Genomic DNA, 25,746 nt, shown 5'->3' with positions numbered 1-25,746 from the left:
CTAGTGCGACTGGAAAAAAAGATCAAAACGCCGATTTCAATTCGGACAATCTGGACATACTGGATGTATAAACCATGTTCAGGAGGCATAACTATGTCAGTGAATTATGTATGTCGGCATTGCCGTACTTTTATTGGTCGTATTGATTCGTCTAAAATTACAGAAGCGCAGCTTGGTTTTCATTTCTTGACCCCCGACGAGCGGAGGGATATAATAGCGTATAATTCCGGTGGTGATGTGACCGTTCGCATTACATGTGATTATTGTAAGGAAGCGCTGGAGCATAACCCCGAGCTGAGTCTGCTGGCTAGTCCGCTTCAATAGACAACGCATGTGGCGAGGGTTGAAGCACATTATGAATGAATGAACATTGAAAAAATGACAGATGGGAAGGCCGCAGCATATGTGCGACCAACCTTTTATAGCCTTGGCAGCCTGCTGAGGCTTCTTTTCAGTTGGAACGAAATCAGGGATGGGCTGATCTCAAGCCTGCCCGCAGCTTCAATTCAGAGCAAGCTATATGAACAGATATGGTAATGTGTCGAGTAATCCTTTATGATGAAACAGGACAAAAAGGAATAACTATCCAATTATAAACATGCCAATGACCATCAAAATGCTGCACAGATACGTGCAATATTCAAGAAAGTTATAAGAGAGGTGCCCCTTTTGTTACAAGCACTCATACAGGCTTTTTCCAAAGACCCGGACTTTACGTCCATTACGGCCGGGGTCAAGTCCGGCATGAAGGAGCAGCTGGTTTCTGGCCTATCCGGCTCGGCTCGTCAGATTATGCTGGCAGCGCTACACCAGGAGATGGACCGTCCGCTGCTCGTCGTAACACATAATATGTTTTCCGCACAAAAGATTGCAGAAGATTTACAGGAAGCGCTTTCACCTGAGCGGGTGCTGATCTATCCGGCCAATGAACTTGTTGCCGCCGAGGCAGCCGTATCCAGTCCAGAGACGCTCGCTCAGCGTATAGAGGTATTGGTCCGCTGTGCCCAAGGGTTCAGGGGTATTGTTGTCATTCCTTTTTCCGGGGTAAGACGATATGTTCCCCTGCCGGAAGTAATGGCAAACGCGCATATTCAGATTAAACAGGGCAGTACGCTTCAACTGGACTCATTCCTGCTGGAAATGGTGACGCTGGGATATGAGCGTGTGGAGCGCGTTGAATCCCGCGGTGAGATGAGCGTTCGTGGAGGAATTATCGACTTTTATCCAGTGACTTCATCCATTGCTTATCGGGTGGAGTTATTTGACGACGAGATTGATTCAATCCGTACGTTTGATCCGGCAGATCAGCGTTCTATTGAACGGATCGAAGAGATCACAGTGCTGCCATGCAAGGAATTGATTGCAGATCGGGAGCGGATGGAGAAAGCAGCCGACACGACGGCAATTCTACTGGAGCAGCAGCTGGAGAAAATGACGGATCGTCAGGCCAAGCTACGGCTGCGGGAAGAGATGCACCGGGAGATTGAGCTGTTGCGTCAGCATGTCTATTTTTCGGAAATGTACAAATACATCTCCCCGCTTTATCCAGAAAATAAAACGATTTATGACTATATGCCAGAAGATACAATTCTGGTCATGGATGAGCCGGCAAGACTGTCGGAAACCTCAAAACAACTGGACAGAGACGAATCGGAGTGGAACCTGCATCTGATGCAAAATGGTAAAACATTGCCTGATCTGCCGCTATCGGCCGATGGGGATGAGCTGCTCTATGAGCGTTCGTTCCAGACCATATTTATGTCGATCTTCCTGCGTCAGGTTCCGCATACACAGCCTCAGAACATTCTGAACTTTATTAGCCGTGGCATGCAGGATTTTCACGGTCAGATGAACGTGCTGAAGGCGGAGATGGAGCGTTGGCAGAAGGCTGGCGTTCAGGTGTTAATGCTCGCCAATGGCGAGGAGCGCATGGATCGGATGCGCCGCGTGCTACAGGATTATGACATTCCCGAGCCGGAGATGCTGAACGGCAACTTGCAAACTGGCTTCGAGATGCCCTCCATTCATTTGGCGGTTATTACGGAAGGCGAGATGTTCTCGCAGAAGCAGCGTAAAACCCGGAAGCCGATTCGAAACATTGATAATGCCGAGCGCATTAAATCCTACAGTGAGCTAAAAGTAGGCGATTATGTCGTTCACCAGAATCACGGGATTGGTAAATATCTGGGGATAGGCACGCTTGAGGTCGCTGGCATTCACAAGGACTACATGCACATCCTGTATGCAGGCGGCGACAAATTGTCTGTGCCTATTGAGCAGATTGATCTGATTCAGAAGTATGTGGGTTCCGAAGAGAAGGAGCCGAAAATATACAAGCTGGGCGGTAACGAATGGACGCGGGTTAAAAATAAAGTTCGTTCCTCCGTTCAGGATATCGCTGATGATCTGATCAAGCTGTATGCTGAACGTCAAACATCCAAAGGATATGGGTTCGACAAGGACTCCGCGGAGCAGCAGGAGTTCGAAGACATGTTCCCTTACGATGAGACACGTGATCAGATGCGTGCGATTGAGGAAATCAAAAAAGATATGGAACAAAACCGTCCAATGGATCGTTTATTGTGTGGAGACGTTGGTTACGGCAAGACGGAAGTAGCCATTCGTGCTGCGTTCAAGGCAGCGATTGAGGGCAAACAGGTGGCGGTGCTTGTGCCGACCACGATATTGGCCCAGCAGCACTATGAAACGTTCCGTGAGCGCTTCTCGGGTTACCCGTTCAACATCCATGTTCTTAGCCGATTCCGTTCCCGTAAGGAACAAAATGAGACAGCAAAGGGAATTAAATCGGGTACAGTTGATATTGTTATCGGCACACACCGCTTGCTGTCACAGGATCTGGTATTTAAGGATCTCGGTCTACTCATTGTCGATGAAGAGCAGCGCTTCGGTGTAACCCATAAGGAGAAGCTGAAGAAGCTCAAAACCAACGTGGATGTGCTTACGCTTACAGCGACGCCGATCCCGCGTACGTTGCACATGTCGATGCTGGGTGTGCGTGACTTGTCTGTCATCGAAACACCGCCAGAGAACCGTTTCCCTGTACAAACGTATGTAGTGGAGCACAGCCAGGCGTTGGTTCGTGAAGCGATTGAGCGTGAACTGGCCCGCGGGGGTCAGGTGTACTATCTCTACAACCGCGTGCAGGGCATTCAAGAGATGGCTGCGGAAATTTCGGAGCTGGTGCCGGAAGCCAAGGTGGGCGTAGGGCATGGTCAGATGTCCGAAACCGAGCTGGAGAAGACAATTCTCGATTTTCTGGACGGAGAGTATGACGTATTGGTGAGTACCAGCATCATTGAGACCGGTGTAGACATTCCAAATGTAAATACACTGATCGTGCATGATGCGGATAAAATGGGGCTCTCGCAGCTCTACCAGCTGCGCGGACGGGTAGGTCGATCCAACCGGATTGCCTATGCGTATTTCACGTACCAGCGGGATAAAGTGCTGACCGAAGTAGCAGAGAAGCGTCTGCAATCCATCAAGGAATTCACCGAGCTGGGTTCAGGCTTCAAAATTGCGATGCGTGACTTGTCCATTCGTGGCGCAGGTAACCTGCTCGGAGCGGAGCAGCATGGATTCATTGCTTCCGTCGGGTTCGATCTGTATTCACAGATGCTCGCTGAGGAGATCAACAAACGTAAAGTTACGATGCTGGGTGAAGAGCCGGTGCCTTCGGATCAGTGGAATACTACGCTGGATCTCAGTATTGATGCCTACTTGCCATCTGACTATATTTATGACAGTATTCAGAAGATTGAGATTTATAAAAAGGTGGCTGTTATCGCTTCCTTCGACGACGCCATGGAGCTGGAAGACGAACTGGTTGACCGCTTCGGTGATCTGCCAGAGGCCGTCATTAACCTGATGGCAGTGGCCCGCCTCAAAGTGTACGGCAAAATCTATGGAATTGAGTCGATTACACAGCGCGGGGATGACCTTACGGTGAAGTTCTATGAGGGGCGTGAAAATGCCTTTGAGCTCTCAAAAATCTCACACATTGGAAATCAGTTCGAAAGACGTGTACAATTTGAACAAGGACCCCATATGCTGATTCATGTTAAAGGCAAGGGGCTTGGGGATAAGCAACTGATGGAGCTGGTAGAGAAATTTCTGGAGTCCATGAAGACTGCTTTTAAATCAAAGGGGGAACTAAAAGATGTTAGCAAAGTATAAAAAAGTGGGAAAAGTGCTGTCCGTAGGTTTGGTGGCGGTACTGTCCCTGTCCTTGCTTGCTGCATGCGGCAAGAAGGAAGAAGGCGGCAAGGCAACAGAATCCAAGGATACAAGTGCTGTTGTAGCAACCTATGATGGTGGCACGATTACGGCGAATGAATTTGACTTGGAACAGCGTGTCATGAAGTTCCTCTATCCTGAATATGCACAAATGATGGATATGGATGATTTCAAGGAGTACCTGGTTAAACAGGAAGTGGCTTACGAATATTTGAGTGGCAAAGCAAGTGAAGAAGCCAAAACGGCCGGTGCCAAAACAGCATCCGAGCAATTCGACAAAATGAAGGCACAGGTGAAAGAAGACCAATGGGCTGAAATGTTGAAAGCTCAAAATCTGACAGACCAGAACATTAAAGACTACATGACTCGTATTATGACGGTAATTAAAGATAAAGAAACAGGAATCACTGAAGATGCCATGAAGGCGGAGTTTGAGAAAAACAAAGATCAGTTCACAACGGCATCCGTACGTCATGTGTTGATTAACTTTACTGATCCTAAAACGCAAAAAGAGCGTAAGAAAGAAGACGCTTTGAAAATTGCGAAAGAAGTAAAAGCAAAATTGGATGGCGGAGCTGACTTTGCTGAAATTGCTAAAAAATATTCTGAAGATCCGGGATCAGCAGATAAAGGCGGATTGTATGAGAATACACCAGTTTCCACTTGGGTAGAAGCATTCAAGGAAGCTGCCAAAACATTGCCACTGAACAAAATCAGTGATCCGATTGAAACAGAGTACGGTTACCACATCATGAAGGTGGAAGCTCGTACGGAAGCAGATTTCTCTAAATTGACGGCTGAGCAAAAAGAAACACTGAAAAGCCAGCTGGCTGCAGCTGAAATTGATACCTTCATGCAAAAAGATCTGGAAAAAATCATCAAAGAGGTAAAACTTCCTAAAACGGATAAAAAAGAGGAAGAGAATAAAGGTACAACGGAAGGAAAAACGGGCACAGAAGGTACTAAAACGAACGAGTCCAAAACCGATTCCAAAGGTACTGATGCTAAGACAGATCAAGGCACATCGGATGCAAAAACCGAAGAGGGTACAAGCAGCAAGTAACTGTAACGCTACAGCGCACTTCAGGGAAGGCCTGACAGGGCGGGTTATGTATAGCGAGATGCAGGACAAGCTTTTGACGAAGCACAAAGAGAACTACGGTTCTTTCTGTGCTTCGTTTTGTTTTTGCAAAAGATAATTAACGATATTCTGTAAAGCATGTATAAGGATATGGGAACAGATGAATACTATGGTCAAGAAATCACACTAAAACGTTCTGGGACTTTCCTCTACCCATTAAGGAACAGTAGTTGAAAAATCTTCTCGAGAAAGTGGGGCAACATGTAAAATGAAAGCTACTGGTATTGTCCGCCGTATAGATGACCTGGGTCGTGTGGTCATTCCAAAAGAGATTCGTCGTACGTTACGTATTCGTGAAGGAGATCCGCTTGAAATTTTCGTGGATCGGGATGGTGAAGTTATATTAAAAAAATATTCACCGATCGGCGAGCTTGGCGATTTCGCCAAAGAATATGCAGAATCGTTATATGAGAGCACAGGTCACGTTACGATGATTTCTGACCGGGATACAATTATCACGGTGGCAGGAGGCTCCAAGAAAGAATATTTGGACAAGCAGGTTGGCAGCCTTGTAGAGAGCTGCATGGAGAACCGCAAAACGATGATGGAAGTAACAAGCGGCACCTATGAGATTAGCAAAGATCATGACGAGACGTTATCCTCGTTTGTTATTGCGCCGATTATCTCTGGAGGCGATCCGATTGGAACGGTCATCCTGTACAACAAGGATGAATCTGTGAAGATGTCTCAGATGGAAACCAAAATGGCTGAGACTGCTGCGGGTTTCCTCGGCAAGCAAATGGAACAATAGACAGCAGCTGAACTCCTGTGAGCCTGTACCGGGCATACGGGAGTTTTTGCTTTTTACATATAAGTTGAACTACAGGTGTTTACACAAGTCATCCGGTGATAAAGGCGAAGCTTATGCTTCTGATACAAGCTTTTTCAGGTTTTTTCTGTCCTCTCCGTTAAAGTGTAGAAAATATTCCAACGTACATAGGGTGGGGTAGAGGGGAAAAGGCTGTTATCTGATTACAAGTTGTTGGAATCAAATGATGTTCGTCTGTGTGCCTTCTGGCAGGTATAATAGCTAAGGGAGCTTTATGCTCCATTTGAATGTCGGGGTACATACAGGAGGAACCAAAAGTTATGAAGCAGCCGTCTTCAGGCACAAGATTGCTACAGGGAGCATTTATCCTTGGGCTTGCCGCCATCATCTCCAAAATCATCGGTGCTTTTCAGAAGATTCCATTGCAAAACCTGGGGGGAGACGGTGTTTTTGGCATCTACAACACGGTCTATCCGTTATATATGCTTATCATCACTCTTGCCGCGGCAGGTCTGCCGCTGGCGGTATCCAAGTTTGTAGCAGAGCAGCAAGCGCTGGGCCAATGGGGGGAGAGCCGCAGAATTATCCGAATATCCTCGTTGCTGCTTGCAGGATTCGGGTCCATAACGGCGATTGGGATGTATGCGAGTGCACCATGGATCGCATCACTGATCGGCAATCAGCATGTTATTCCGTCGATTCGTGCCGCGTCTCTGGCACTGTTATGTGTGCCGCTGATGACAGGCTTGCGCGGGTATTTTCAAGGCATGCAGCAGATGCTGCCTACAGCGATATCTCAGGTGGTCGAACAGATGGTGCGGGTAACTGTTATGATCGTTGTGCTGTTATGGCTGATCCGTCACGAGGCTTCGCTTGAAACGGTTGCCGCAGGAGCCATGCTGGGCTCAGTGGCGGGCGGATGTGCTGGACTTGCCGTGATGCTGGCATTCGTATACTGGCATCGGCGGAAAGAGCGGAGAGAGCATACAGAGCGTCTGGCAGATGGAGAGACGTTATATGCAAGCTCGGAGCGGCTGAAGCACACTCACCATAGTGATACGGGACAGCTCATGTATGCTGCAGGAGATCGGAAGTCTGGGCGCTCCAACGCCGAATGGGTCCGTACACTGCTGATCTATGCCATTCCGGTCTGTCTTGGCTCACTCGCAGTGCCGTTGATGAATCTGGTGGATACGTTCACGGTTCCACGTCTGTTGCAGGGCGAAGGGCTGGATGAGGTGCAGACGATGGTATCGTTCGGCATTTACAACCGCGGCTTGCCGCTGGTGCAACTGGTGACGATGCTTGCTACGTCACTCTCGGTGCTGTTTATTCCGGCGATGGCCGAAGCGCGTCTGAAGGGCGGGCCGGAAGCCGTAAGGCAGCAAGCAGGCACAGCGCTTCGCTGGTTCTGGCTCATCGGTCTGGCGGCATCCGCAGGTCTTGCGGTGCTGGCTGATCCGATTAACCGCATGCTGTACGGGGATGCCGCAGGCACCGAGGCATTGCGGTATATGGCGCTGACGGCAGCGGGCAGCACCGTCAGCATTATCGCGGCGGCGCTGCTCCAGGGCCTCGGCGCCGTGCGCGCTCCTGCGTTCAGCATGCTGGCCGCCGCAGGCGTCAAGGTGCTGCTGAACGTCATGCTTGTGCCGGCGCTGGGCATCAGCGGCGCGGCGATTGCGGGCGCAGCCGCCTATATGCTGGCGGCTGGCCTGAATGTGGCGCTGCTGGCGCGACTTACCGCCATGCGCCCTGCCCCTGGCGCCGTCCTGGCAAAGCCGGCGCTGGTGATCGCCGCCATGAGCCTGGCGGCGCTAGGCATGGCCTGGGCCGCCGAAGCAGTGCTCGGCGGCGTGGGCATCGCAGCCACGCATCGGCTGGCTGCGATGGGCGTGAGCCTGCTGGGCATTGCCGCAGGCGCAGCCGTGTTTGTGCTGGCCGTGGCCCGGACAGGGCTGCTGACCGCCGCAGAGCTGGCGGCGTTGCCGAAGCTGGGGCCACGTCTGGCGGGGCTGCTGCGCAGACTGCGTGTACTGCGCTAACCCACGCACTGCGCACGCATCGCCGCTAAGCTGTACCGCTACGGTATCCGCTTATGCGGCTCGCCCCTCAGGAAAGGGTCTGCCAAACGACTATAGTGCAGATGTGATTATAGGATATCTACAGATTCTGGTATAATACGTGTAATTATCGAGCGCCATCCTGTTCGCACGGAATAGACATGTTTATCGGGCGTATATGCGCCATAAGAATAAGCACTGTACAAGTGTAGCGAGCAGGATGGTTCGGATGGAGGTTTTATCACAATGAGTGCAGCGTTGACAGTGGTAGGTCTGGGTTCCGGGGATGCGGACCAATTAACATTAGGTATTATGAAAAAAATGAAACATGCGGCTACATTATATGTACGCACATTGGATCATCCGGTATTGAATGATCTGCAGCAGGAGGGGCTGGAGATGACGTCATTTGACGCCATCTATGAGTCCAAATCCTCTTTCCCGGAGGTGTATGAGGAGATTGCAAGCCGACTAATCGAGGCTGCACGTACAGGAGCTGCTGGCACCGAGATTGTCTATGCAGTACCGGGCCATCCAATGGTGGCTGAAGCCAGTGTAAGACTGCTGAAGGAGCGCTGCCCACAGCAGGGCATTTCGCTGCGGGTCATGGGCGGGGAGAGCTTTCTGGACGAAGCGTTTATCCGGCTGGGCTTTGATCCCATTGAAGGCTTTCAATTGCTGGATGCCAGCAGTCTGAATCCTGAACTGGTTCAGCCGCAACTGCACACGCTGATAGGACAAGTATATGATGTGTTCACCGCTTCGGATGTGAAGCTGTGCCTGATGGAGGTTTACCCGGATGATTATCCGGTGTTTGTAGGCCATGCGCTTGGTGTGCAGGGGCAGGAGATCATTCACAAGGTGCCGTTGCATGAACTGGATCGTACCCCCGGCTATGGCAATCTGTCGTTAATCTATGTTCCCAAAAATACAGATGATATGCTGCGCCGTCGATCTTTTGCGCGTCTACATGAGATCGTCAACATTCTTCGCAGCCCGGGTGGTTGCCCGTGGGATCAGGAGCAGACACATCAGTCCATCCGTAAAAATCTGATTGAAGAGACATATGAGGTCATTGAAACCATTGATGAGGATGACCCGGATCATATGAAAGAAGAGCTGGGGGATTTGCTTTTGCAGGTTATGTTGCATGCCCAGATGGAAGAAGAGATCGGCACATTTAATGTGTATGATGTGATCGAGGGGTTGAACGACAAGCTGATCTTCCGTCATCCTCATGTATTCGGTGATAATCAGGCCGAAGATGCGAATGAAGCGTTGCAAAACTGGGAACAGATGAAGGCAGAGGAGAAGAAACGCAAAGGCCAGGATATACAGAAAACCTCTGTACTGGACGGCATACCGCGTGATCTGCCAGCTCTTATGAAAGGCTATAAACTCCAGAAGAAGGCAGCCAAAGTTGGCTTTGACTGGGATAATGTGGAGGGTGTATTTGCCAAAATCGAGGAAGAGCTTGCCGAGCTGAAAGAAGCGGTGCAGCAAGGACATGATGCCGAGGCTCGCAAGCTGGAGCTTGGGGATGTATTGTTCGCTACAGCTAACGTAGCGCGTTTTATTGATACAGACCCGGAGGAAGCACTTGCAGCGACCAACCGCAAGTTTGTTGCCAGATTCCAATTCATCGAGGATCGGCTGCATGAGCAGGGCAAAACACCTGCAGACAGCTCGGTAGAAGAGATGGAGCAGTTCTGGCAACAAGCCAAGAAGGCAGGACTGTAGTCGATTTGTTTTTCCAGAATATCCAAACTGCTTATTCCAATTAAGCCAGCCTATATGTTATGATGATACGAACATGTGTTCATAACCATGTGCGAAACCTGGTAACTGACGGTGTTTAACATGAGAGCATTTCGGGTACTGGACTTAGATGAATCTTTGCAATCGTGCGACAAAAGCTAAAAAAAGTCGCAGGCCAAGGCAGGAATTTAGCATGCAAGCCAGAATACATGTGTAGTAACCGTGCGAGAATTGGCTTGGTCCATATAAGGGCTGCTAGGCTCGCAGATACTTTTTTTTCAATTTGGGAGGCTTTTAAACATGAACAAAACAGACCTGATCAACAACATTTCTAACAAAAGCGGCTTGACTAAGAAAGATGTCGAGTCCGTATTGAATGGCTTTTTGGGCGAAATTACAGATGCACTTGCTAGCGGCGACAAAGTACAACTGATCGGCTTTGGCACTTTTGAAACCCGCAAACGCTCCGGTCGTACCGGACGTAACCCGCAAACAGGGAATGAGATCGTGATTCCTGAGTCCACTGTTCCTGCATTCAAAGCAGGCAACAAGCTTAAAGAAGCTGTAAAATAATGCGTCTTGATAAATTCCTGAAGGTATCTCGGCTGATCAAACGCCGTACGGTAGCCAAGGACGTGTCTGAACAAGGACGTGTTCTGGTGAACGGACGGGAAGCTAAGCCCAGCGCTGCTGTCAAGGTAGGCGATGAGCTGACGGTTCAGTTTGGACAGAAGCTGGTCACTGTGAAGGTGGAGCGTCTTGCCGAGAGCACCAAGAAGGATGAGGCGAGCAGCCTCTATACCTTGGTTAAGGAAGAGCCGATTGCCAAGGATAACGGGATGGACTGGTAGTTCTAATCTCGTAATATGTATTATTTTAGATTGCTTAAAGCGTCCTTCCGTTATCGGAAGGGCGTTTTTTATGCTTGCATGCAAGAGAGAGGAATTGATCTGTGGGCAGTGGTTCTATTCTGTGGCTCTCGTCCATAAGCTATGTACTAAAGAAGGAGGGGTACATGCCATGGTTGAGCACGGAGGGAAGGCCAAACAGCATCATTTGAGCATGCAAAATCGGAAACTGCTGGACTTGACAGGAGTCTCCAATGTGGAGAGCTTTGATAGTGAGGAATTTCTGTTACAGACCGAGCTTGGGCATCTGACCATCCGGGGGCATAATCTACATATCAAAAACCTGAGCCTGGAGGAAGGCCTGTTATCTATTGAGGGTACGGTCAGCTCGCTTCAATATCTGGACCCCGGTTCCCAATCCAAAAACAGCAAAGGCCTGTTCGGCAAGATGTTCCGATGATTCTCGATGCGCAGTGGATCACACTGACCTGGATGCTGTTATCGGGAGTCGTGATGGGCGTGGCTTACGACAGTTACCGGGTACTGTCTGATCAGCTGCGATTTCCGAAGTGGAGCATCCACACGCTCGACCTGTTGTACTGGGTTGCCTCCGGGCTGTTCGTATTTCGGATGCTATATGCCGGGAATCACGGACAGCTGCGGTTTTATGTCTTTTTGGGGCTGATTATCGGGGTTTGCTTCTATTTTTGGCTTTTAAGTGTTACAACCCAGCGTTTTGTGGTAATGTTAATTAAACTCGCAAGAACACTGATCCAGTGGTGTGGACATATCCTTAACATCCTGATTGTGATGCCAGCGAAAGGAATATATCGCTTAGTACGTGTATTATTCGGCTTCATGCTTGCGATACTAATATTCCTGGGCAAACTGGTGTTGCAATGTTTAATCCCTTTCGGCAAATTGTTCCGCTGGATGTTCAGGCCACTCCTGAGATATTGGATAACGCCTCGATGGATGGTCCAAGCGGGTACAAGAATTGCAGCGATATGGAAACGCTGGTTTCAAGGAGGTCCGGGGAATGAGTAGAACACCTAGGGGTACAAAGAAGAGTGCAGCCAATCAAGGGAAATCTGCCGGTGCGCGAAGACGTCTCATGATTTGGTTGACATTTGTCACCTGTTTTACAATCTGGGCGGGATATACGTTTCTGATGCAGAATGGGCAAATTTCGGACAAGAGTTCTCATTTGGCTGCACAGCAAACGTCAAAGCAGGAAACGAAGCAGCAGCTGGAGCAGCTGAAGTATGAAGTCAGCCGGTTGAAGGACCCTGAATACATAGGACAGCTGGCACGAAAAAAAGGATACTACCTGCCTGAAGAAACGCCAATTCAGGTTGAAGGGGCAGGGAACTAATGGAATCAGGCTCTTTGCTGAGCAAGGTCTCATTTCAGTACGTCTTATGCGGTTAAATCGGAAAAAATAGGCTCTCCATTGGGCTTGTGCTCAGTTGACCTTGGTTTATGGCATAAGGTATAATTACAAGTAGCGCAGCATGATTTTGGCATTCAAAAAATCGGGTTGTATATTTTTAAGGGAGGATCATTTTATTCTATGGCAATTGAAGTGGGCACCAAGTTAGAGGGCAAGGTGACAGGAATCACGCATTTTGGAGCATTTGTGGATCTGTCAGGAGGTGTCACGGGTCTCGTTCACATCTCGGAAATCGCCGACAATTATGTCAAAGATGTCAACGACCACCTGAAGCTGAATGACCAAGTCACAGTAAAGGTTATCAACGTTGACAAGGACGGCAAGATCGGACTTTCCATTAAACAGGCTGTTGACAAACCGGTAGAGCAGCAAACACAATCCAGACCCCCAAGAGCTCCTAGACCGGAACGCAGTGGAGGAGATCGCGAACGATTTGGCGGCGGAGGCCCAAGTGGTGGCCAAGGTCGTGGTGGTGGCGGTGGGTTTAACCGTGACCGCGGAGGCCGTTCTTTCAAGCCCGCAGCAGGCAAACCTTCATTTGAGGATAAAATGTCACGCTTCCTGAAAGATAGTGAAGAACGCATTTCTTCGCTTAAGAAGAATACAGAAGGCAAACGCGGCGGCCGTGGCGCGAAGCGTGTGTAATCTGTCCAACCTGATTTGAATATATAAGCAGACCGTTAGCCCGTGGGCTAACGGTTTTTTTGTGCTTCCCAGCTCCAGCCCATGTGTAGTGAACATGCCGAAGCTGCTGTATTCCGATTCTGATATCGGCGAAACCTCGGAGAGGAATTCGTTTTATGCTGAGTCATGACATCATTTCCGCGCTCCAACCTACGGTTAGAAGGAATGATAAGAACATTTGTCGTCTTCCATTTTTTACCGACAGGTTTCCGTGGCATTCCCCAGTTATCCTGCTCAGATCGTGGCGACACCTTCCAGCTTCACGTTCAAAATCAGACATACGGCTCGAGACTGGTCTGCTCTGGAATCCGGAAAACCACAATAAGGCCGAGGGTTTAACACCATCGCGCCGTGGATGTTTCTTTTGTCGTAAACTTTTTACAGCTCGTCCAGCTATTCTGACAAACTATGTCTTCTATTCTATCTATAATCAGAACCATCGAGAACGAAACACGAAATCAAATTAATCGAATGGGGTGCCTTGAGCATGATGGAGAAGTGGAATGTCATTCAAATTCCGGGAATGAAAGCAGGCAAAGGCGGTGCTGCGGCTCGGGAGGAGCTGTCCGTACGTCTGAAGCACTGGTTGGGTTCCCGCAAGGCTGTCCAGGCGGTAGCTTCGCGCAAATGGGTACTGCTGCTTACCTTTATGGGATTTCTGCTGGGCAAAGCAATGATTCTGAATGAGTTGTCTCCTTTTGCGATTGCATACTTTGCCGTGATTGCTTTTATGCGCAGGGATTACATCATTCCAGTGGGTGCAGCCTTGCTGGCAGGAAGTCTGTTTGCTCCGTTTCCAGTTTCGCTTATTGTGGCGTCCGAGATGGCTATCTTCTATCTGCTGTTCCGGGGATTGGAGTCTTATGACCGCGCTGAGTTATCTTATGCACCAACGATGGTGTTTACGACAACTTTTATGGTAAAGCTGTTCGCTGTTGTGATAGGACCTTCGTTCAGCTGGTATGCGATGCTGATGCTGACGATGGATTCGGTGCTAAGCTTCGTATTAACCCTGGTGTTCATTCAGGCCATTCCGATTTTTACGTATCGCAAAAAGAAATTCAGCCTAAAGAACGAGGAGATCCTGTGTCTGATCATTCTGCTGGCCTCGGTCATGACCGGAGCGGTGGGCTGGTCCATTCAGTCGCTTTCGGTGGAGCACATGCTCTCCCGATATCTCATTCTCATCTTCGCGCTGGTCGGCGGTGCCCCCTTGGGTGCATCGGTTGGCGTAATAACAGGACTGATTCTGAGTCTGGCCGATATGTCCGCAGTGTATCAGATGAGTCTGCTGGCCTTTGCCGGTATGCTGGCGGGCATGCTTAGAGAAGGGAAACGTGCTGGGGTTGCACTGGGGATGCTGCTGGGTTCATCTATTTTATCCATATATTTGAGTGGTCCGGGTGATGTGATGAATTCATTATGGGAAACGTGTGCGGCGATCGTGCTGTTTATGCTCACGCCAAAGAGTATGCTTTCTGCCATATCCAAATATGTGCCGGGTACGCAGGATCACACCAAGTCCCAGCATGAGTATGCGAAACGCATTCGGGACATTACTGCGGAACGGGTGAATCGCTTTTCTCAAGTGTTCCGTCAATTGTCCCGCAGCTTCGATCAGATGTCCGGCGCGGGGGAACCGGTACACAAAGAAGGTGGCATGGAACACTTCATGAATGCGGTTGCTGAAGGCACCTGTGCGAGCTGCTTCAAGCGCTCGCAATGCTGGGACGCCAAGTTTATTCAAACGTACAGCTATATGACCGATGTGATGAGTTCCATTGAGGCCAACCCCGAGATGACCGGCAAACAAATTCCGGTGGAATGGAACAGGGTATGTGCCAAGCCTGAGGAGGTGCTGGAAGTGATGCGTGCCCAATATGGCCTGCATCAGCACAATATGCAATGGAAGCGGCAGATTATTGATAGTCGTCAATTAGTTGCCGAACAGCTATCCGGTGTATCCCAGGTGATGGAGGATCTGGCCAAAGAAATTCAACGCGAAAGCGAGGAGATGGTGCAGCAGGAGGAGCAGATTCGAGATGCGCTGGAGTCTCTTGGATTATCCATTCATTCTATTGAGATTATTAATCTGGAAGCAGGTAATGTAGAGATTGAGATTGTACACGCGTATACAAGGGGGTTTGATGAGTGCCGCAAAATGATCGCTCCGCTAATCTCTAACGTGCTGGACGAGCATATTGCCGTACTGCACGAAACGATGACAGACCCACGTCAGGGGCTGGCAACGGTGACTTTTGGCTCGGCAAAGACGTTTGAGGTCACAACGGGTGTGGCGGCTGCGGCCAAGGGAGGCGATGTGATGTCGGGAGACAGCTTCAGTACGGTTGAGCTGGGCAATGGCACGTTTGCTGTTGCGCTGAGTGACGGAATGGGGAACGGGGAGCGGGCCCGCATGGAGAGCAGTGCCGCACTGAACATTCTGGAGCAGCTGCTTCAATCAGGCATGGATGAGAAGCTGGCAATCAAGTCCGTCAATTCGGTACTGATGCTGCGTTCTCCGGAAGAGATGTATGCCACAGTGGATATGGCACTGATTGATGAGTACACAGCAGAGACAACATTTATGAAAATCGGCTCTACACCGAGCTTTATTAAACGTGGACAGGAGGTTATTCAGGTTTCGGCAAGCAATCTGCCGATAGGCATTATTAAAGATATAGAGGTGGATCTGGTCACGCTACAGCTACAGCCAGGAGATATTTTGATCATGATGACAGACGGAATCTATGATGCTCCAGGATACGCAGTGAACAAAGAGCTGTGGATGAAACGTCTCATTCAGGAGATTGATACAGATGAGCCTCAAGAACTTGCAGATTGTCTGCTCGAAAGTGTGATTCGATATCAGCAGCAGGAGATATTGGATGATATGACGGTTGTGGTAGGCAAAGTTGAACATTACCGCCCGGAATGGGCTACCTTGCGGATGCCGGGTATTAGCCGAATGGAGCGCCCGCGTACTGTAAGTTAGGGCGGCAGCTATCTCAATCCACATTGGTCCGTTTGAACTCTCTTCGACCTGGCAATGCTAGTCATAGAGTTGAAGAGTACGAATAACGGAGGGATATCGGATGAAACAAATTTTGTTGATTACGGACGGTTGTTCCAATGTGGGAGTAAGTCCGGTACTTGCCGCAGCTGAGGCGCGGGAAGAGGGGATTACGGTTAATGTCGTAGGTGTGATTGATTATGGCACGATCGGCGAGCTGGGCAGTAGAGAGATTGAGGATATCGCTAGAGCTGGAGGAGGCATTAGCCAGATTGTAGGTACTAGACAGCTTGCTCATACAATGCAGATGATGACCCGAAAAACGGTGGTTCAAACGATTCAGCAGGCGGTTAATAGAGAGTTAACTCAAATTTTGGGAGATAAGGGCTCCGCCAAAACAGTCACAGATCTGGAGCCTGCACAGCGTTCCCAGGTCGTAGAGGTCATGGACAATATGGCAGAGACAGCAACCTTGCAGGTTTCTCTGCTCATTGACGTCAGTGCAAGTATGAAGCCGAAGCTGGCATCCGTAGAGGAAGGCATACGGGATCTAATGTTAAGCTTGCAGGCACGAGTAGGTAAAAGCCGGCTTTCTGTTTTTCATTTTCCGGGTCGCCACAGCGGAGAGCATGCGGTTATGGACATCGACTGGACCGATGATCCGGGACGTGTACGTTCCTTGTTTGGGCGGCTCCAGACAAAGGGGGCGACACCGACAGGTCCTGCAATTCAGAAGGTGATTGATTTTTACCGATATGGTACACTGGAGGAACAGCAGGAAATAGAAGGGAACTATCGCATTGAAAGAGAAGGGATGCTCGGTGACAACGTTGTCTGAGGCCTCTTTCCCGCCAGGAACCGTTATTACGGGAAAATGGAATCGAAGCCGATATACCATTCGGAAGCTGCTGGGCAGAGGTGCTAACGGGGTTGTGTTTCTAGTGCAGCGGGGAGAGAACGGCAAGCACTATGCGCTCAAAATGGGATTTGATCCGGTCGATTTGCAGTCTGAGATCAATGTGCTCAAGTCATTTCAGCTACAGCGTAATCATGAAGCCCTTCGGCAGAGCGGCATACCTTCCTATCTTAAAGATGTGGACGATTATGCCGTTCGAGGCCGGGAGATTCCTTTTTATGTGATGCGTTACGTTCAGGGGGAGGCGCTGCATCATTTTATTCGGCGTCAGGGGGCAGATTGGACACTTCTGGTTGGATTAAGGCTGTTGCAGAAGCTGGGTCAGTTACATCAAGCTGGCTGGGTGTTTGGTGATCTTAAACCTCAGAATGTACTTGTCTCTGATTATGGACATGTTGAGCTGATTGATTATGGCGGCGTTACATCCATCGGCCGAAGTGTCAAACAGTTCACGGAATGGTATGATCGGGGATATTGGAATGCGGGCAGTCGAACTGCGGATGCCTCATATGATGTGTTTGCTTTTGCACTTCTACTGATTCATATTATGGAGGCGGATGCGCTGAAGGCCTTGGCTGCAGACGGATTGCCGCAATTGCGCAATGTGAATCAGCTTGTGCGGCTGGTTGAACGAAGTGAGCGGCTAGCCCCTTTCCGGCACTGGATTATTCGAGCACTTCGGGGTCAGTTTCAGGATGCAGGTGTTGCTGCGAAGGCCTGGAAGGAATTAATGGAACGTCCTGTACCTATGCGGAGTCGTTCGAGAAGCGGTACACCGCGTTGGCTCATAAATGCATTTGCTTTATCTGTGATTTTACTTATTGGGGTGCTCATCTATGCACTGCGCTTCTAATCGGTAAGGGTGCATATACATAACGCAAGGAATGAGGAAAAGGTATGGAGGCTTTACGCTGGGACACACTGGTGAATAACGTACTGGATGCAGCGGAAGAGCATCAGTTATGGGTTCCCGGGGATCGGATTGTCGTCGCTGTATCGGGCGGGCCGGACTCGGTAGCTTTTTTGCATATCATGCATGAGATCAGCAAGCATCATGTACCGCTTGAACTGATCTGTGCCCATGTACATCATGGGTTTCGGAAAGAATCAGATGAAGAAGCACATCGAATGATGGAGCTGGCGCGTCAGCTTGGAATTGCCTTTGAATGGATCAAGGCAGATATTCCTTCTTATATGAGGCAAACGGGGCAAGGGCCACAGGAGGCAGCACGTAATCGGCGTTATGCTTTTTTACATGAGGTAGCTGATAAATATGGTGCAGCCAGCATTGCTTTGGCACATCATGCCGATGATCAGGCCGAGACCGTCATGCTCCATTTGTTGCGGGGAAGTGGCCTTTCAGGGCTGGCAGGAATGAAATTCAAGCGACGCGAAAAAAATGTGGAACTTATTCGTCCGTGCCTTCGTATAAACAAGACAGTCCTTGTAGAAGCTTGTAATACACAGGGTTTTACTTACTTTCATGATGAGAGCAATGATCAACGAAAATATCGGCGTAATGCGATTCGCTTGGATGTGCTGCCATTTTTGGGGCAATATAATGGACAACTCACACCGTCACTGAATCGACTTGCCGAAATTGTGAGTGAAGAAGACGATTTCATGGAGCAGAGTGCTCATGACACATACAGGTGTCTAGTGCAGGTGAACGGTGGAAGGCAGACCTTTGAGGCGCCTTCCTTCTTGAAGTTACATGTCGCTTTACAACGAAGGTTGATTAAACTAATATTGAATTATCTGCCTTTGGACAGTGATTTTGTCGACTTTACCCGTATTGAAACTATTCGGCGCAAGGTCATGGATACTGATGTGACGACCTGGAGCCTGGATATAGGACAGACACTCGCTTGTACGCGGGAGTATGATCTGATTTCTTTTGGCATAAGGACGGACGTACAGGATCGATCTTACGAGTATCGTCTTGCACAATGGAGCGGAACTTATGAGCTTTCACTCATGGAGATTAATCGGTATATTCGGTTGATGCCGATGAGTCCCGAGAACTATCATGTACCGGAATCGGCGGATCAAGCCGCTTTTGATGCGGATCATCTTCTGATGCCGCTGGTTGTACGTTCACGGTTACCTGGAGATACGATGAAAGTGCTGGGATTAAACGGAAGCAAAAAGGTGAAAAATATTTTCATCGATGATAAAATTCCCCCATCTGTCAGACCGCGTATTCCTGTGGTATGTGACGGAGCAGGCAACATCATCTGGTTACCGGGAGTTCGCCGGTCCGATGTGGCCCCTGTCAGGGAGAGTACTTCCGCAATCCTGTACATGACTGTAGGCGATTCAGCGATTCAGGGGTAGTGGTTATGGTTCAGGTAAGGCTTTCATAGTATAACTTAGGAGGTTCGCACAGTTGCAGAACGACATTCAGGAAGTATTGATCAGTGAAGAAGAAATTCAGAGTAAGGTTAAGGAATTAGGTGCAACACTAAGTGCCGATTATGCTAATCGGAACCCTTTGGTCATTTGCGTGCTCAAAGGTGCGTTTATATTTATGGCTGATTTGGTTAAAAACATAACGGTACCGGTTGAGATGGATTTTATGGCTGTATCCAGCTATGGTGCATCTACCAAGTCCTCCGGTGTTGTTAAAATTATCAAGGATCTGGACGTATCTGTTGAAGGACGTGAAGTTCTGATTGTCGAAGATATTATCGACAGTGGACTTACACTCAGCTACTTGATTGAATTGCTGGAGAACCGCGGTGCCGAAACGGTACGTGTGGTTACACTGTTTGATAAGCCATCAGGTCGCAAAGTGGAATTGGAAGCCCATTACACAGGGTTTGACATCCCGGATGCATTCATCGTTGGATATGGTTTAGATTATGCTGAGCAGTATCGGAACCTGCCTTATATCGGGATTCTGAAACCAGAAGTTTATACTAGCTGATATTGTGCTAGGGCCCAAGCCCGAAGCTGTTTATGGCTTCTATTGAGAAGCTATGTCGGGCTATGTTAAAATAATTAAAGTGTCTCGAGAGGAGGTAGGGGATGAATCGGTTCATCCGGAATTCTGCTTTTTATTTGATTCTTTTTTTGGTTGTGGTGGGGATAGTTAGATTTATCACAGATGGAAACGATGTTATAGAAAACCCTAGATATGATCAATTTCGTGCTGAGGTTAAAGCTAATAATATCTCCGCAGTGACGGTTCAGTTCAACGGTCAGACGTATCTCGTAACTGGTCAGTACAAAAAGATACCAGATGGAGCCAAATCAGAAAATTTCTCAACGTATATTCCTCCTACGGATGAGGCAATCAACGAGCTTGTAGCTGCAAGTGAAACAAACAAATTTGAATATCACCAGGAACCAATGAAAGGTGACAGCATCTGGTTAACACTGCTGACCTCCTTTATTCCTTTGATCATTATGTTCCTGCTGTTCTTCTTCCTGTTTAATCAGGCACAAGGCGGCGGCGGTAAAGTAATGAACTTTGGCAAAAGCCGTGCTCGACTCTACAACGAAGAGAAGAAGCGGGTTACATTTGAAGATGTGGCCGGTGCTGATGAAGAGAAGCAGGAGCTTGTTGAAGTCGTAGACTTCCTCAAGGACCCTCGTAAATTCGCAGCAGTTGGTGCACGGATTCCAAAAGGCGTATTGCTTGTCGGACCTCCGGGTACAGGTAAAACATTGCTCGCGCGTGCCGTAGCCGGTGAAGCGGGCGTACCATTCTTCAGCATTTCCGGTTCCGACTTCGTTGAAATGTTTGTCGGTGTCGGTGCATCACGTGTACGTGACTTGTTCGAAAATGCGAAGAAAAACGCGCCATGTATTATCTTTATTGATGAGATTGATGCGGTAGGACGTCAGCGTGGTGCTGGTCTTGGCGGCGGTCACGATGAACGTGAACAAACGCTCAACCAGTTGCTCGTTGAGATGGACGGATTTGGAGCGAACGAAGGTATTATCATCGTCGCTGCTACGAACCGTGCAGATATTCTGGACCCTGCGTTGTTACGTCCAGGTCGTTTTGACCGTCAGATTACAGTTGATCGTCCTGATGTTAGAGGCCGTGAAGCTGTTCTGAAAGTACATTCCCGCAACAAACCTCTCACTAAAGACGTGAGATTGGACATTATTGCGAAGCGTACAACAGGTTTTTCCGGTGCAGATCTGGAGAACTTGCTGAATGAAGCGGCACTCCTTGCAGCGCGTCGCAACAGAAGAGATATTTCCATGCGTGAAGTGGATGAAGCGATTGACCGTGTCATTGTAGGTACGGAGAAGAAAAGCCGTGTCATCAGTGACCGCGAGAAACGCATTGTCGCTTATCACGAAGCAGGCCATACCATTGTAGGATACTTCCTGGAACATGCTGATATGGTACATAAAGTGACCATCATTCCGCGCGGACGTGCGGGTGGATATGTAATCATGTTGCCAAAAGAAGATCGTATGCTCGTTACCAAACAAGAGTTGCTGGATAAAGTAACAGGACTCCTTGGGGGCCGCGTTGCGGAGGAATTGTTTATCGGTGAGATTGGTACCGGTGCATACAGTGACTTCCAGCAAGCGACAGGTATCGTGCGCAGCATGGTTATGGAATACGGTATGAGCGAAAAGCTGGGTCCAATGCAATTCGGAAGTTCACAAGGTCAGGTATTCCTTGGACGGGATATCGGTCATGAACAGAATTACTCGGATTCCATCGCTTATGAGATTGATCAGGAGATGCAACGCTTTATTAACGAATGTTATGAAAAGTGTAAAGCCTTGTTGATCAAACATACAAAAGAGATGCATCTGATCGCTGAAACGTTGCTTGAGGTGGAGACACTGGAAATGGATCAGATCAAGCAATTGATCGAAACGGGTTCCTTGACACCGAAACCGGAAGGCGACAACTCAGGAGAAGGCACGCCAAGTGAAGGCGGCGAGCCCATCGTAGATAACATCGGTGATGTTCGTGTCCGTATTCAAGGCAAAGATGAAACATCTGAGCCGCCGGCTGGAGATATTCCTAATGAAGCTCCGGACGCAGACAAGGGCAGCAGTGATCCGAATGATGGCGGCACCAAGCCAACATCTTAACATGTAATATAACCGGCTATTTGCCGGAATAAGAAAGAGAGCCTTTGTGGCTCTCTTTTTTTGTAACAATTATTCATTGAAAGAAGAAACGGATAATCGAGAGCTAGATGGCGAACCGGATAGGATGAGGGGGATATGAGGGGATATCCTGCCCTTTTTCATTTATTGACAGAGTCGTGAACGTTGTGTACATTAGTTGTTAAACCGCTTGTGATTCGTTTCTCAAGCGAACATAACGACTTAGGTTAGCCCTATGAAACAGCGCTTGGCGCTGTCCCGATAAGGAGAGGATCACAGGTGGAAGCTCTGGCTTTAGAGCGCAAGGCTGAGATGAATCGTGAGCTGCGTGAGCGGCTGATGGAACTCAAGAAGGAACGTAATGCTATTATTCTGGCTCATTACTATCAACGTGACGAGGTACAGGAAGTCGCAGACTTCCGTGGAGACTCATTCCTGCTAGCCCAGAAGGCTGCACAGACGGATGCGGATGTGATTGTTTTCTGCGGTGTTCATTTTATGGGTGAAAGCGCTAAAATTCTGGCTCCAAACAAAACGGTGCTGATTCCAGATGAACGTGCCGGTTGTCCGATGGCTGACATGGTGAACGTAGATGGATTGCGCAAGCTGAAGGCACAGCATCCGAACGCGAAAGTTGTCACATATATTAACTCCTCGGCTGAGATCAAAGCAGAAACGGATATTTGCTGTACATCAGCGAATGCTGTTCGTGTCATCCAGTCCGTAGATTCCGACGAAATTATATGGGTACCGGATAAAAATCTGGGACATTATGTGCAGCAGCACACAGACAAAAAGATGATTATCTGGGAAGGTTACTGCAACACACATGATATGCTGACGGTCAAAGATGTGGTGGAGATGAAGGCTAAATACCCTAATGCTGAATTCGTAGTTCACCCGGAGTGTCGTCCTGAAGTTGTGGCGATGGGTGATTTTGTAGGCAGCACAACAGCTATTCTGGAATATTGCAAAAAATCAACGGCGAAGGAATTCATCGTAGGTACTGAGGATGGAACGGGATATCAGCTTCGTCTCGACAGCCCGGATAAGCAGTTCCACTTCGCGACAAAGTTCCTGGTATGTCCGAATATGAAGGTCAACAATCTGAAGAAGCTGGTTAAATGTCTGGAAACGATGAAACCACAGATTTATGTTCCACCGGCTGTTGCTGATAAAGCCAGAGAATCACTAGAGCGCATGTTACTGGTGAAGTAATATGCGTTACTCTTGCTCCGAGACAGGTGAATGAGATGAAACCGCAGATACCGCAATATATACATGATTTTGATCTCTCTGCGCTGCCCATGGTGGAGACCGATGTGCTCGTGATCGGTTCAGGCATCGCCGGGCTGTTTACGGCGATCAAGGCCAGTGAGCAGCATCGCGTGCTGATGATTACGAAAAAGTCTTTACTCGAAAGTAACACCCGATATGCGCAGGGAGGCATTGCGGCTGTTATTGCTGAGGATGATTCGCCTGCATACCATCAGCAGGATACCCTTGTTGCCGGAGCGGGTTTATGCCGCTCCGAGGCAGTTGAAGTATTGGTGAATGAAGGCCCGGAAGGTGTCAGGGAACTGATCCGTCTGGGCACATTGTTTGACCTGGAGAACGGCGAGCTGGCGTTGACGCAGGAAGGTGCGCATAGCCACCGCCGTATTTTGCATGCCAATGGAGACGCTACAGGATATGAGATTGTTCGTGCGCTTGCCGTTGAGGTACATGAGCATCCGGTAATAGACGTCTGGGATGAGCATTTTGTCATCGACTTGATTACGGATCAGGGCGAATGTATCGGCGCATTGGTTCTGAAAGAAGATGGTTCCAAAGTGTTTGTCAGAGCCAAAGCTACGGTACTGTGCTCTGGGGGGGCTGGACAGCTCTATAGATATACAACCAATCCCGATGTAGCCACGGCGGATGGAGTCGCTATGGCATATCGTGCAGGTGCTGTTGTGCGTGATATGGAATTTATTCAGTTCCACCCTACCTCTTTATGTTACCCCGGTGCTCCGCGCTTCCTGGTATCCGAGGCGGTACGCGGGGAAGGAGCATATCTGCGTAACGTAAAGGGTGAGCGATTTATGGAGAAATACCATCCCCAGCTGGAGCTTGCACCACGGGATATTGTAGCCAGAGCGATTGTCAGCGAGATGGAGCTGACGAACAGCACGTTTGTTTACCTCGATATCACACATGAGCCGCCAGAGATGGTGAAGTATAGATTTCCTACGATCTATGAAACCTGTATGCGATATGGTCTTGATATGACAACAGATTGGATACCGGTTGCACCTGCAGCGCATTACATGATGGGCGGTGTCAAAACCGATCTGAGCGGCGAAAGCAGCATTCCACGGTTATTTGCCTGCGGCGAAGTGTCGTCTACCGGCGTACATGGAGCAAACCGCCTGGCAAGCAACTCCTTGTCTGAAGCGATTGTATTTGGTCGCAGAATCGTGGAACGCATTGAATTGCTGCCTTCTCTCGCACCCTCGCTTGGCAGAGATGTGAAATTTCGGAGCATGAATAACGGGGGTGCTATGCAGCAGCAATCCAAGCCGACATCAGAAAAACGGCTAAGTCTGCAGAAGATGATGGTTCGTAAAGTGGGTTTGCGAAGAAACGGTAAAAATCTGCAGCAGGCCCTGGATACGTTGCAGCAGGAGCTTGCGTTTTTGGATCAAAGCCTCAATTACAGAGAAGAACTGGAATATGCAAACCTTCTTACCTGCGCATGGCTGGTGACGAGCGGAGCACTTCATCGTGAGGAGAGTCGCGGGGCTCATTATCGTGAGGATTTCCCGGCCCGAGACGATGCCATGTGGCAGAAGCATAGTCTGCAGCAGCGAGAACAAGCGATTGTGGAGGAATGGATGTCATGATACTGAATGGATACAATCAAGAATTGATCGAGACGATTAAAGGCTGGCTGCGCGAGGATGTAGGTGCGGGAGATGTCACAACCAGTGTGACCATCCCCACAGGCAGTGAATCCAAAGCCGTGATTCATGCCAAGGATCAGGGAATCATCGCAGGCATGCCCATTGCTGAGCTTGTATTTCAAGTCGTTGACCCAGCACTTCGGTTTACTGCAAAAGTGAGTGATGGTGATGCTGTTAATCCAGGCACGATACTGGCTGTTGTCGAAGGCAGCACACATTCGCTCCTGACCGGTGAACGGCTCGCGCTCAACCTGCTGCAGCGGATGTCGGGCATTGCTACGCGCACACGTTCCTACGTGGATGCACTTGAAGGCCTGAAGACGAGACTGGTGGATACACGCAAAACAACACCAGGTCATCGCCTGCTGGAAAAATATGCTGTGCGTGTTGGCGGCGGCGCTAATCACCGATTCGGGTTATATGATGCTGTTATGATCAAGGATAATCATATCAAGGGTGCAGGCGGAATCACCGAAGCGGTGCATCGTGCACGTACTGTCATTCCGCATACGATGACGATTGAGGTAGAAACGGAAAATCTGGCGCAGGTACAGGAAGCCTTGCATGCCGGAGCGGATATCATTATGCTGGATAACATGCAGCCTGATCGGATGCGCGAGGCAGTTGCACTGATTCGTGAACAGGCATCGCATGTGAAGGTGGAGGCATCGGGGAACGTTTCTCTGCAGACGATTCGTGGAATTGCCGAGACGGGTGTGGATGTAATTTCGGTTGGCAGGTTAACCTATTCTTTTGAGAGCCTGGACATCAGCCTGGATTTAAACGAAAAGAAAGAGGGGTGAAC

General features: G+C 49.1%; 22 protein-coding genes. All 22 read left to right on the top strand.

Annotation, left to right across the window (positions count from 1 at the left end):
• Positions 1-93 precede the first annotated feature (93 nt).
• The gene (fin, locus tag DFQ00_RS25210; protein ID WP_110899225.1) at positions 94-324 is read left to right on the top strand and encodes an anti-sigma-F factor Fin; all 231 of its coding nucleotides are present in this window, start codon (positions 94-96) and stop codon (positions 322-324) included.
• 39 nt (positions 325-363) lie between these two features.
• Positions 364-537, top strand: a complete 174-nt coding sequence (locus tag DFQ00_RS29680) for a hypothetical protein (RefSeq protein ID WP_208643825.1) — start codon at positions 364-366, stop codon at positions 535-537.
• Positions 538-669: 132 nt separating this feature from the next.
• On the top strand, positions 670-4,197 hold the full coding sequence (gene mfd / locus DFQ00_RS25205; protein ID WP_110899224.1) for a transcription-repair coupling factor: 3,528 nt from the start codon (positions 670-672) through the stop codon (positions 4,195-4,197).
• On the top strand, positions 4,181-5,320 hold the full coding sequence (locus tag DFQ00_RS25200) for a peptidylprolyl isomerase (RefSeq protein WP_110899223.1): 1,140 nt from the start codon (positions 4,181-4,183) through the stop codon (positions 5,318-5,320). Before mfd ends, DFQ00_RS25200 begins: the two co-directional genes overlap by 17 nt.
• Before the next feature lie 286 nt (positions 5,321-5,606).
• Complete coding sequence (gene spoVT, locus DFQ00_RS25195; protein WP_110899222.1) at positions 5,607-6,149, top strand: stage V sporulation protein T; 543 nt, start codon at positions 5,607-5,609, stop codon at positions 6,147-6,149.
• A gap of 338 nt (positions 6,150-6,487) precedes the next feature.
• Positions 6,488-8,212, top strand: a complete 1,725-nt coding sequence (locus DFQ00_RS25190; protein WP_110899221.1) for a putative polysaccharide biosynthesis protein — start codon at positions 6,488-6,490, stop codon at positions 8,210-8,212.
• Between the two features lie 264 nt (positions 8,213-8,476).
• Positions 8,477-9,970: a bifunctional methyltransferase/pyrophosphohydrolase YabN gene (gene yabN, locus DFQ00_RS25185; protein ID WP_110899220.1), complete on the top strand. Its 1,494-nt coding sequence runs from the start codon at positions 8,477-8,479 to the stop codon at positions 9,968-9,970.
• A 318-nt stretch (positions 9,971-10,288) separates the two neighbouring features.
• Positions 10,289-10,561, top strand: coding sequence for an HU family DNA-binding protein (locus DFQ00_RS25180; RefSeq protein ID WP_090924617.1), 273 nt, complete (start codon positions 10,289-10,291; stop codon positions 10,559-10,561).
• A complete protein-coding gene (locus DFQ00_RS25175; RefSeq protein ID WP_090924618.1) occupies positions 10,561-10,839 on the top strand; it encodes an RNA-binding S4 domain-containing protein in 279 nt (92 codons plus the stop codon). Before DFQ00_RS25180 ends, DFQ00_RS25175 begins: the two co-directional genes overlap by 1 nt.
• A gap of 169 nt (positions 10,840-11,008) precedes the next feature.
• A complete protein-coding gene (gene yabP / locus DFQ00_RS25170; protein ID WP_110899219.1) occupies positions 11,009-11,296 on the top strand; it encodes a sporulation protein YabP in 288 nt (95 codons plus the stop codon).
• Positions 11,293-11,883 (top strand): spore cortex biosynthesis protein YabQ, encoded by a 591-nt coding sequence (yabQ, locus tag DFQ00_RS25165; RefSeq protein WP_110899218.1) that lies wholly within the window; start codon positions 11,293-11,295, stop codon positions 11,881-11,883. The genes yabP and yabQ overlap by 4 nt, the downstream gene beginning before the upstream one ends.
• Positions 11,876-12,211 carry an FtsB family cell division protein gene (locus DFQ00_RS25160; protein WP_110899217.1) on the top strand — a complete coding sequence of 112 codons (336 nt, stop codon included), beginning with the start codon at positions 11,876-11,878 and terminating at the stop codon, positions 12,209-12,211. The genes yabQ and DFQ00_RS25160 overlap by 8 nt, the downstream gene beginning before the upstream one ends.
• A gap of 198 nt (positions 12,212-12,409) precedes the next feature.
• Positions 12,410-12,934 (top strand): S1 domain-containing RNA-binding protein, encoded by a 525-nt coding sequence (locus tag DFQ00_RS25155; protein ID WP_110899216.1) that lies wholly within the window; start codon positions 12,410-12,412, stop codon positions 12,932-12,934.
• Between the two features lie 526 nt (positions 12,935-13,460).
• Positions 13,461-15,968, top strand: coding sequence for a stage II sporulation protein E (gene spoIIE / locus DFQ00_RS25150; RefSeq protein WP_174812200.1), 2,508 nt, complete (start codon positions 13,461-13,463; stop codon positions 15,966-15,968).
• 100 nt (positions 15,969-16,068) lie between these two features.
• On the top strand, positions 16,069-16,824 hold the full coding sequence (locus DFQ00_RS25145; protein WP_110899215.1) for a vWA domain-containing protein: 756 nt from the start codon (positions 16,069-16,071) through the stop codon (positions 16,822-16,824).
• Entirely contained in the window at positions 16,808-17,755 is a 948-nt protein-coding gene (locus tag DFQ00_RS25140; protein ID WP_110899214.1) for a serine/threonine protein kinase, read from the top strand. The genes DFQ00_RS25145 and DFQ00_RS25140 overlap by 17 nt, the downstream gene beginning before the upstream one ends.
• A gap of 44 nt (positions 17,756-17,799) precedes the next feature.
• On the top strand, positions 17,800-19,239 hold the full coding sequence (gene tilS / locus DFQ00_RS25135; protein WP_110899213.1) for a tRNA lysidine(34) synthetase TilS: 1,440 nt from the start codon (positions 17,800-17,802) through the stop codon (positions 19,237-19,239).
• A 52-nt stretch (positions 19,240-19,291) separates the two neighbouring features.
• Positions 19,292-19,831, top strand: coding sequence for a hypoxanthine phosphoribosyltransferase (gene hpt / locus DFQ00_RS25130; RefSeq protein ID WP_110899212.1), 540 nt, complete (start codon positions 19,292-19,294; stop codon positions 19,829-19,831).
• A gap of 101 nt (positions 19,832-19,932) precedes the next feature.
• Positions 19,933-21,975, top strand: coding sequence for an ATP-dependent zinc metalloprotease FtsH (ftsH, locus tag DFQ00_RS25125; protein WP_110899211.1), 2,043 nt, complete (start codon positions 19,933-19,935; stop codon positions 21,973-21,975).
• A 297-nt stretch (positions 21,976-22,272) separates the two neighbouring features.
• Entirely contained in the window at positions 22,273-23,211 is a 939-nt protein-coding gene (gene nadA / locus DFQ00_RS25120) for a quinolinate synthase NadA (RefSeq protein WP_110899210.1), read from the top strand.
• 35 nt (positions 23,212-23,246) lie between these two features.
• Positions 23,247-24,881 (top strand): L-aspartate oxidase, encoded by a 1,635-nt coding sequence (gene nadB, locus DFQ00_RS25115; RefSeq protein ID WP_110899209.1) that lies wholly within the window; start codon positions 23,247-23,249, stop codon positions 24,879-24,881.
• Complete coding sequence (nadC, locus tag DFQ00_RS25110; RefSeq protein ID WP_110899208.1) at positions 24,878-25,744, top strand: carboxylating nicotinate-nucleotide diphosphorylase; 867 nt, start codon at positions 24,878-24,880, stop codon at positions 25,742-25,744. The genes nadB and nadC overlap by 4 nt, the downstream gene beginning before the upstream one ends.
• Positions 25,745-25,746: the final 2 nt, after the last annotated feature.

It is taken from the genome of Paenibacillus barcinonensis (assembly GCF_003217495.1).
In the GTDB taxonomy this organism is placed as follows: domain Bacteria; phylum Bacillota; class Bacilli; order Paenibacillales; family Paenibacillaceae; genus Paenibacillus; species Paenibacillus barcinonensis.
This window is presented reverse-complemented; position numbering and strand designations above follow the sequence as displayed.

Excerpts from the sequence above, each read along its gene's own strand:
- fin (WP_110899225.1), top strand. The coding sequence starts at position 94 with ATGTCAGTGAATTATGTATGTCGGCATTGCCGTACTTTTATTGGTCGT.
- DFQ00_RS29680 (WP_208643825.1), top strand. The coding sequence starts at position 364 with ATGAACATTGAAAAAATGACAGATGGGAAGGCCGCAGCATATGTGCGA.
- DFQ00_RS25200 (WP_110899223.1), top strand. The coding sequence starts at position 4,181 with ATGTTAGCAAAGTATAAAAAAGTGGGAAAAGTGCTGTCCGTAGGTTTG.
- spoVT (WP_110899222.1), top strand. The coding sequence starts at position 5,607 with ATGAAAGCTACTGGTATTGTCCGCCGTATAGATGACCTGGGTCGTGTG.
- DFQ00_RS25190 (WP_110899221.1), top strand. The coding sequence starts at position 6,488 with ATGAAGCAGCCGTCTTCAGGCACAAGATTGCTACAGGGAGCATTTATC.
- yabN (WP_110899220.1), top strand. The coding sequence starts at position 8,477 with ATGAGTGCAGCGTTGACAGTGGTAGGTCTGGGTTCCGGGGATGCGGAC.
- DFQ00_RS25180 (WP_090924617.1), top strand. The coding sequence starts at position 10,289 with ATGAACAAAACAGACCTGATCAACAACATTTCTAACAAAAGCGGCTTG.
- DFQ00_RS25175 (WP_090924618.1), top strand. The coding sequence starts at position 10,561 with ATGCGTCTTGATAAATTCCTGAAGGTATCTCGGCTGATCAAACGCCGT.
- yabP (WP_110899219.1), top strand. The coding sequence starts at position 11,009 with ATGGTTGAGCACGGAGGGAAGGCCAAACAGCATCATTTGAGCATGCAA.
- yabQ (WP_110899218.1), top strand. The coding sequence starts at position 11,293 with ATGATTCTCGATGCGCAGTGGATCACACTGACCTGGATGCTGTTATCG.
- DFQ00_RS25160 (WP_110899217.1), top strand. The coding sequence starts at position 11,876 with ATGAGTAGAACACCTAGGGGTACAAAGAAGAGTGCAGCCAATCAAGGG.
- DFQ00_RS25155 (WP_110899216.1), top strand. The coding sequence starts at position 12,410 with ATGGCAATTGAAGTGGGCACCAAGTTAGAGGGCAAGGTGACAGGAATC.
- spoIIE (WP_174812200.1), top strand. The coding sequence starts at position 13,461 with ATGATGGAGAAGTGGAATGTCATTCAAATTCCGGGAATGAAAGCAGGC.
- DFQ00_RS25145 (WP_110899215.1), top strand. The coding sequence starts at position 16,069 with ATGAAACAAATTTTGTTGATTACGGACGGTTGTTCCAATGTGGGAGTA.
- tilS (WP_110899213.1), top strand. The coding sequence starts at position 17,800 with ATGGAGGCTTTACGCTGGGACACACTGGTGAATAACGTACTGGATGCA.
- ftsH (WP_110899211.1), top strand. The coding sequence starts at position 19,933 with ATGAATCGGTTCATCCGGAATTCTGCTTTTTATTTGATTCTTTTTTTG.
- nadB (WP_110899209.1), top strand. The coding sequence starts at position 23,247 with ATGAAACCGCAGATACCGCAATATATACATGATTTTGATCTCTCTGCG.
- nadC (WP_110899208.1), top strand. The coding sequence starts at position 24,878 with ATGATACTGAATGGATACAATCAAGAATTGATCGAGACGATTAAAGGC.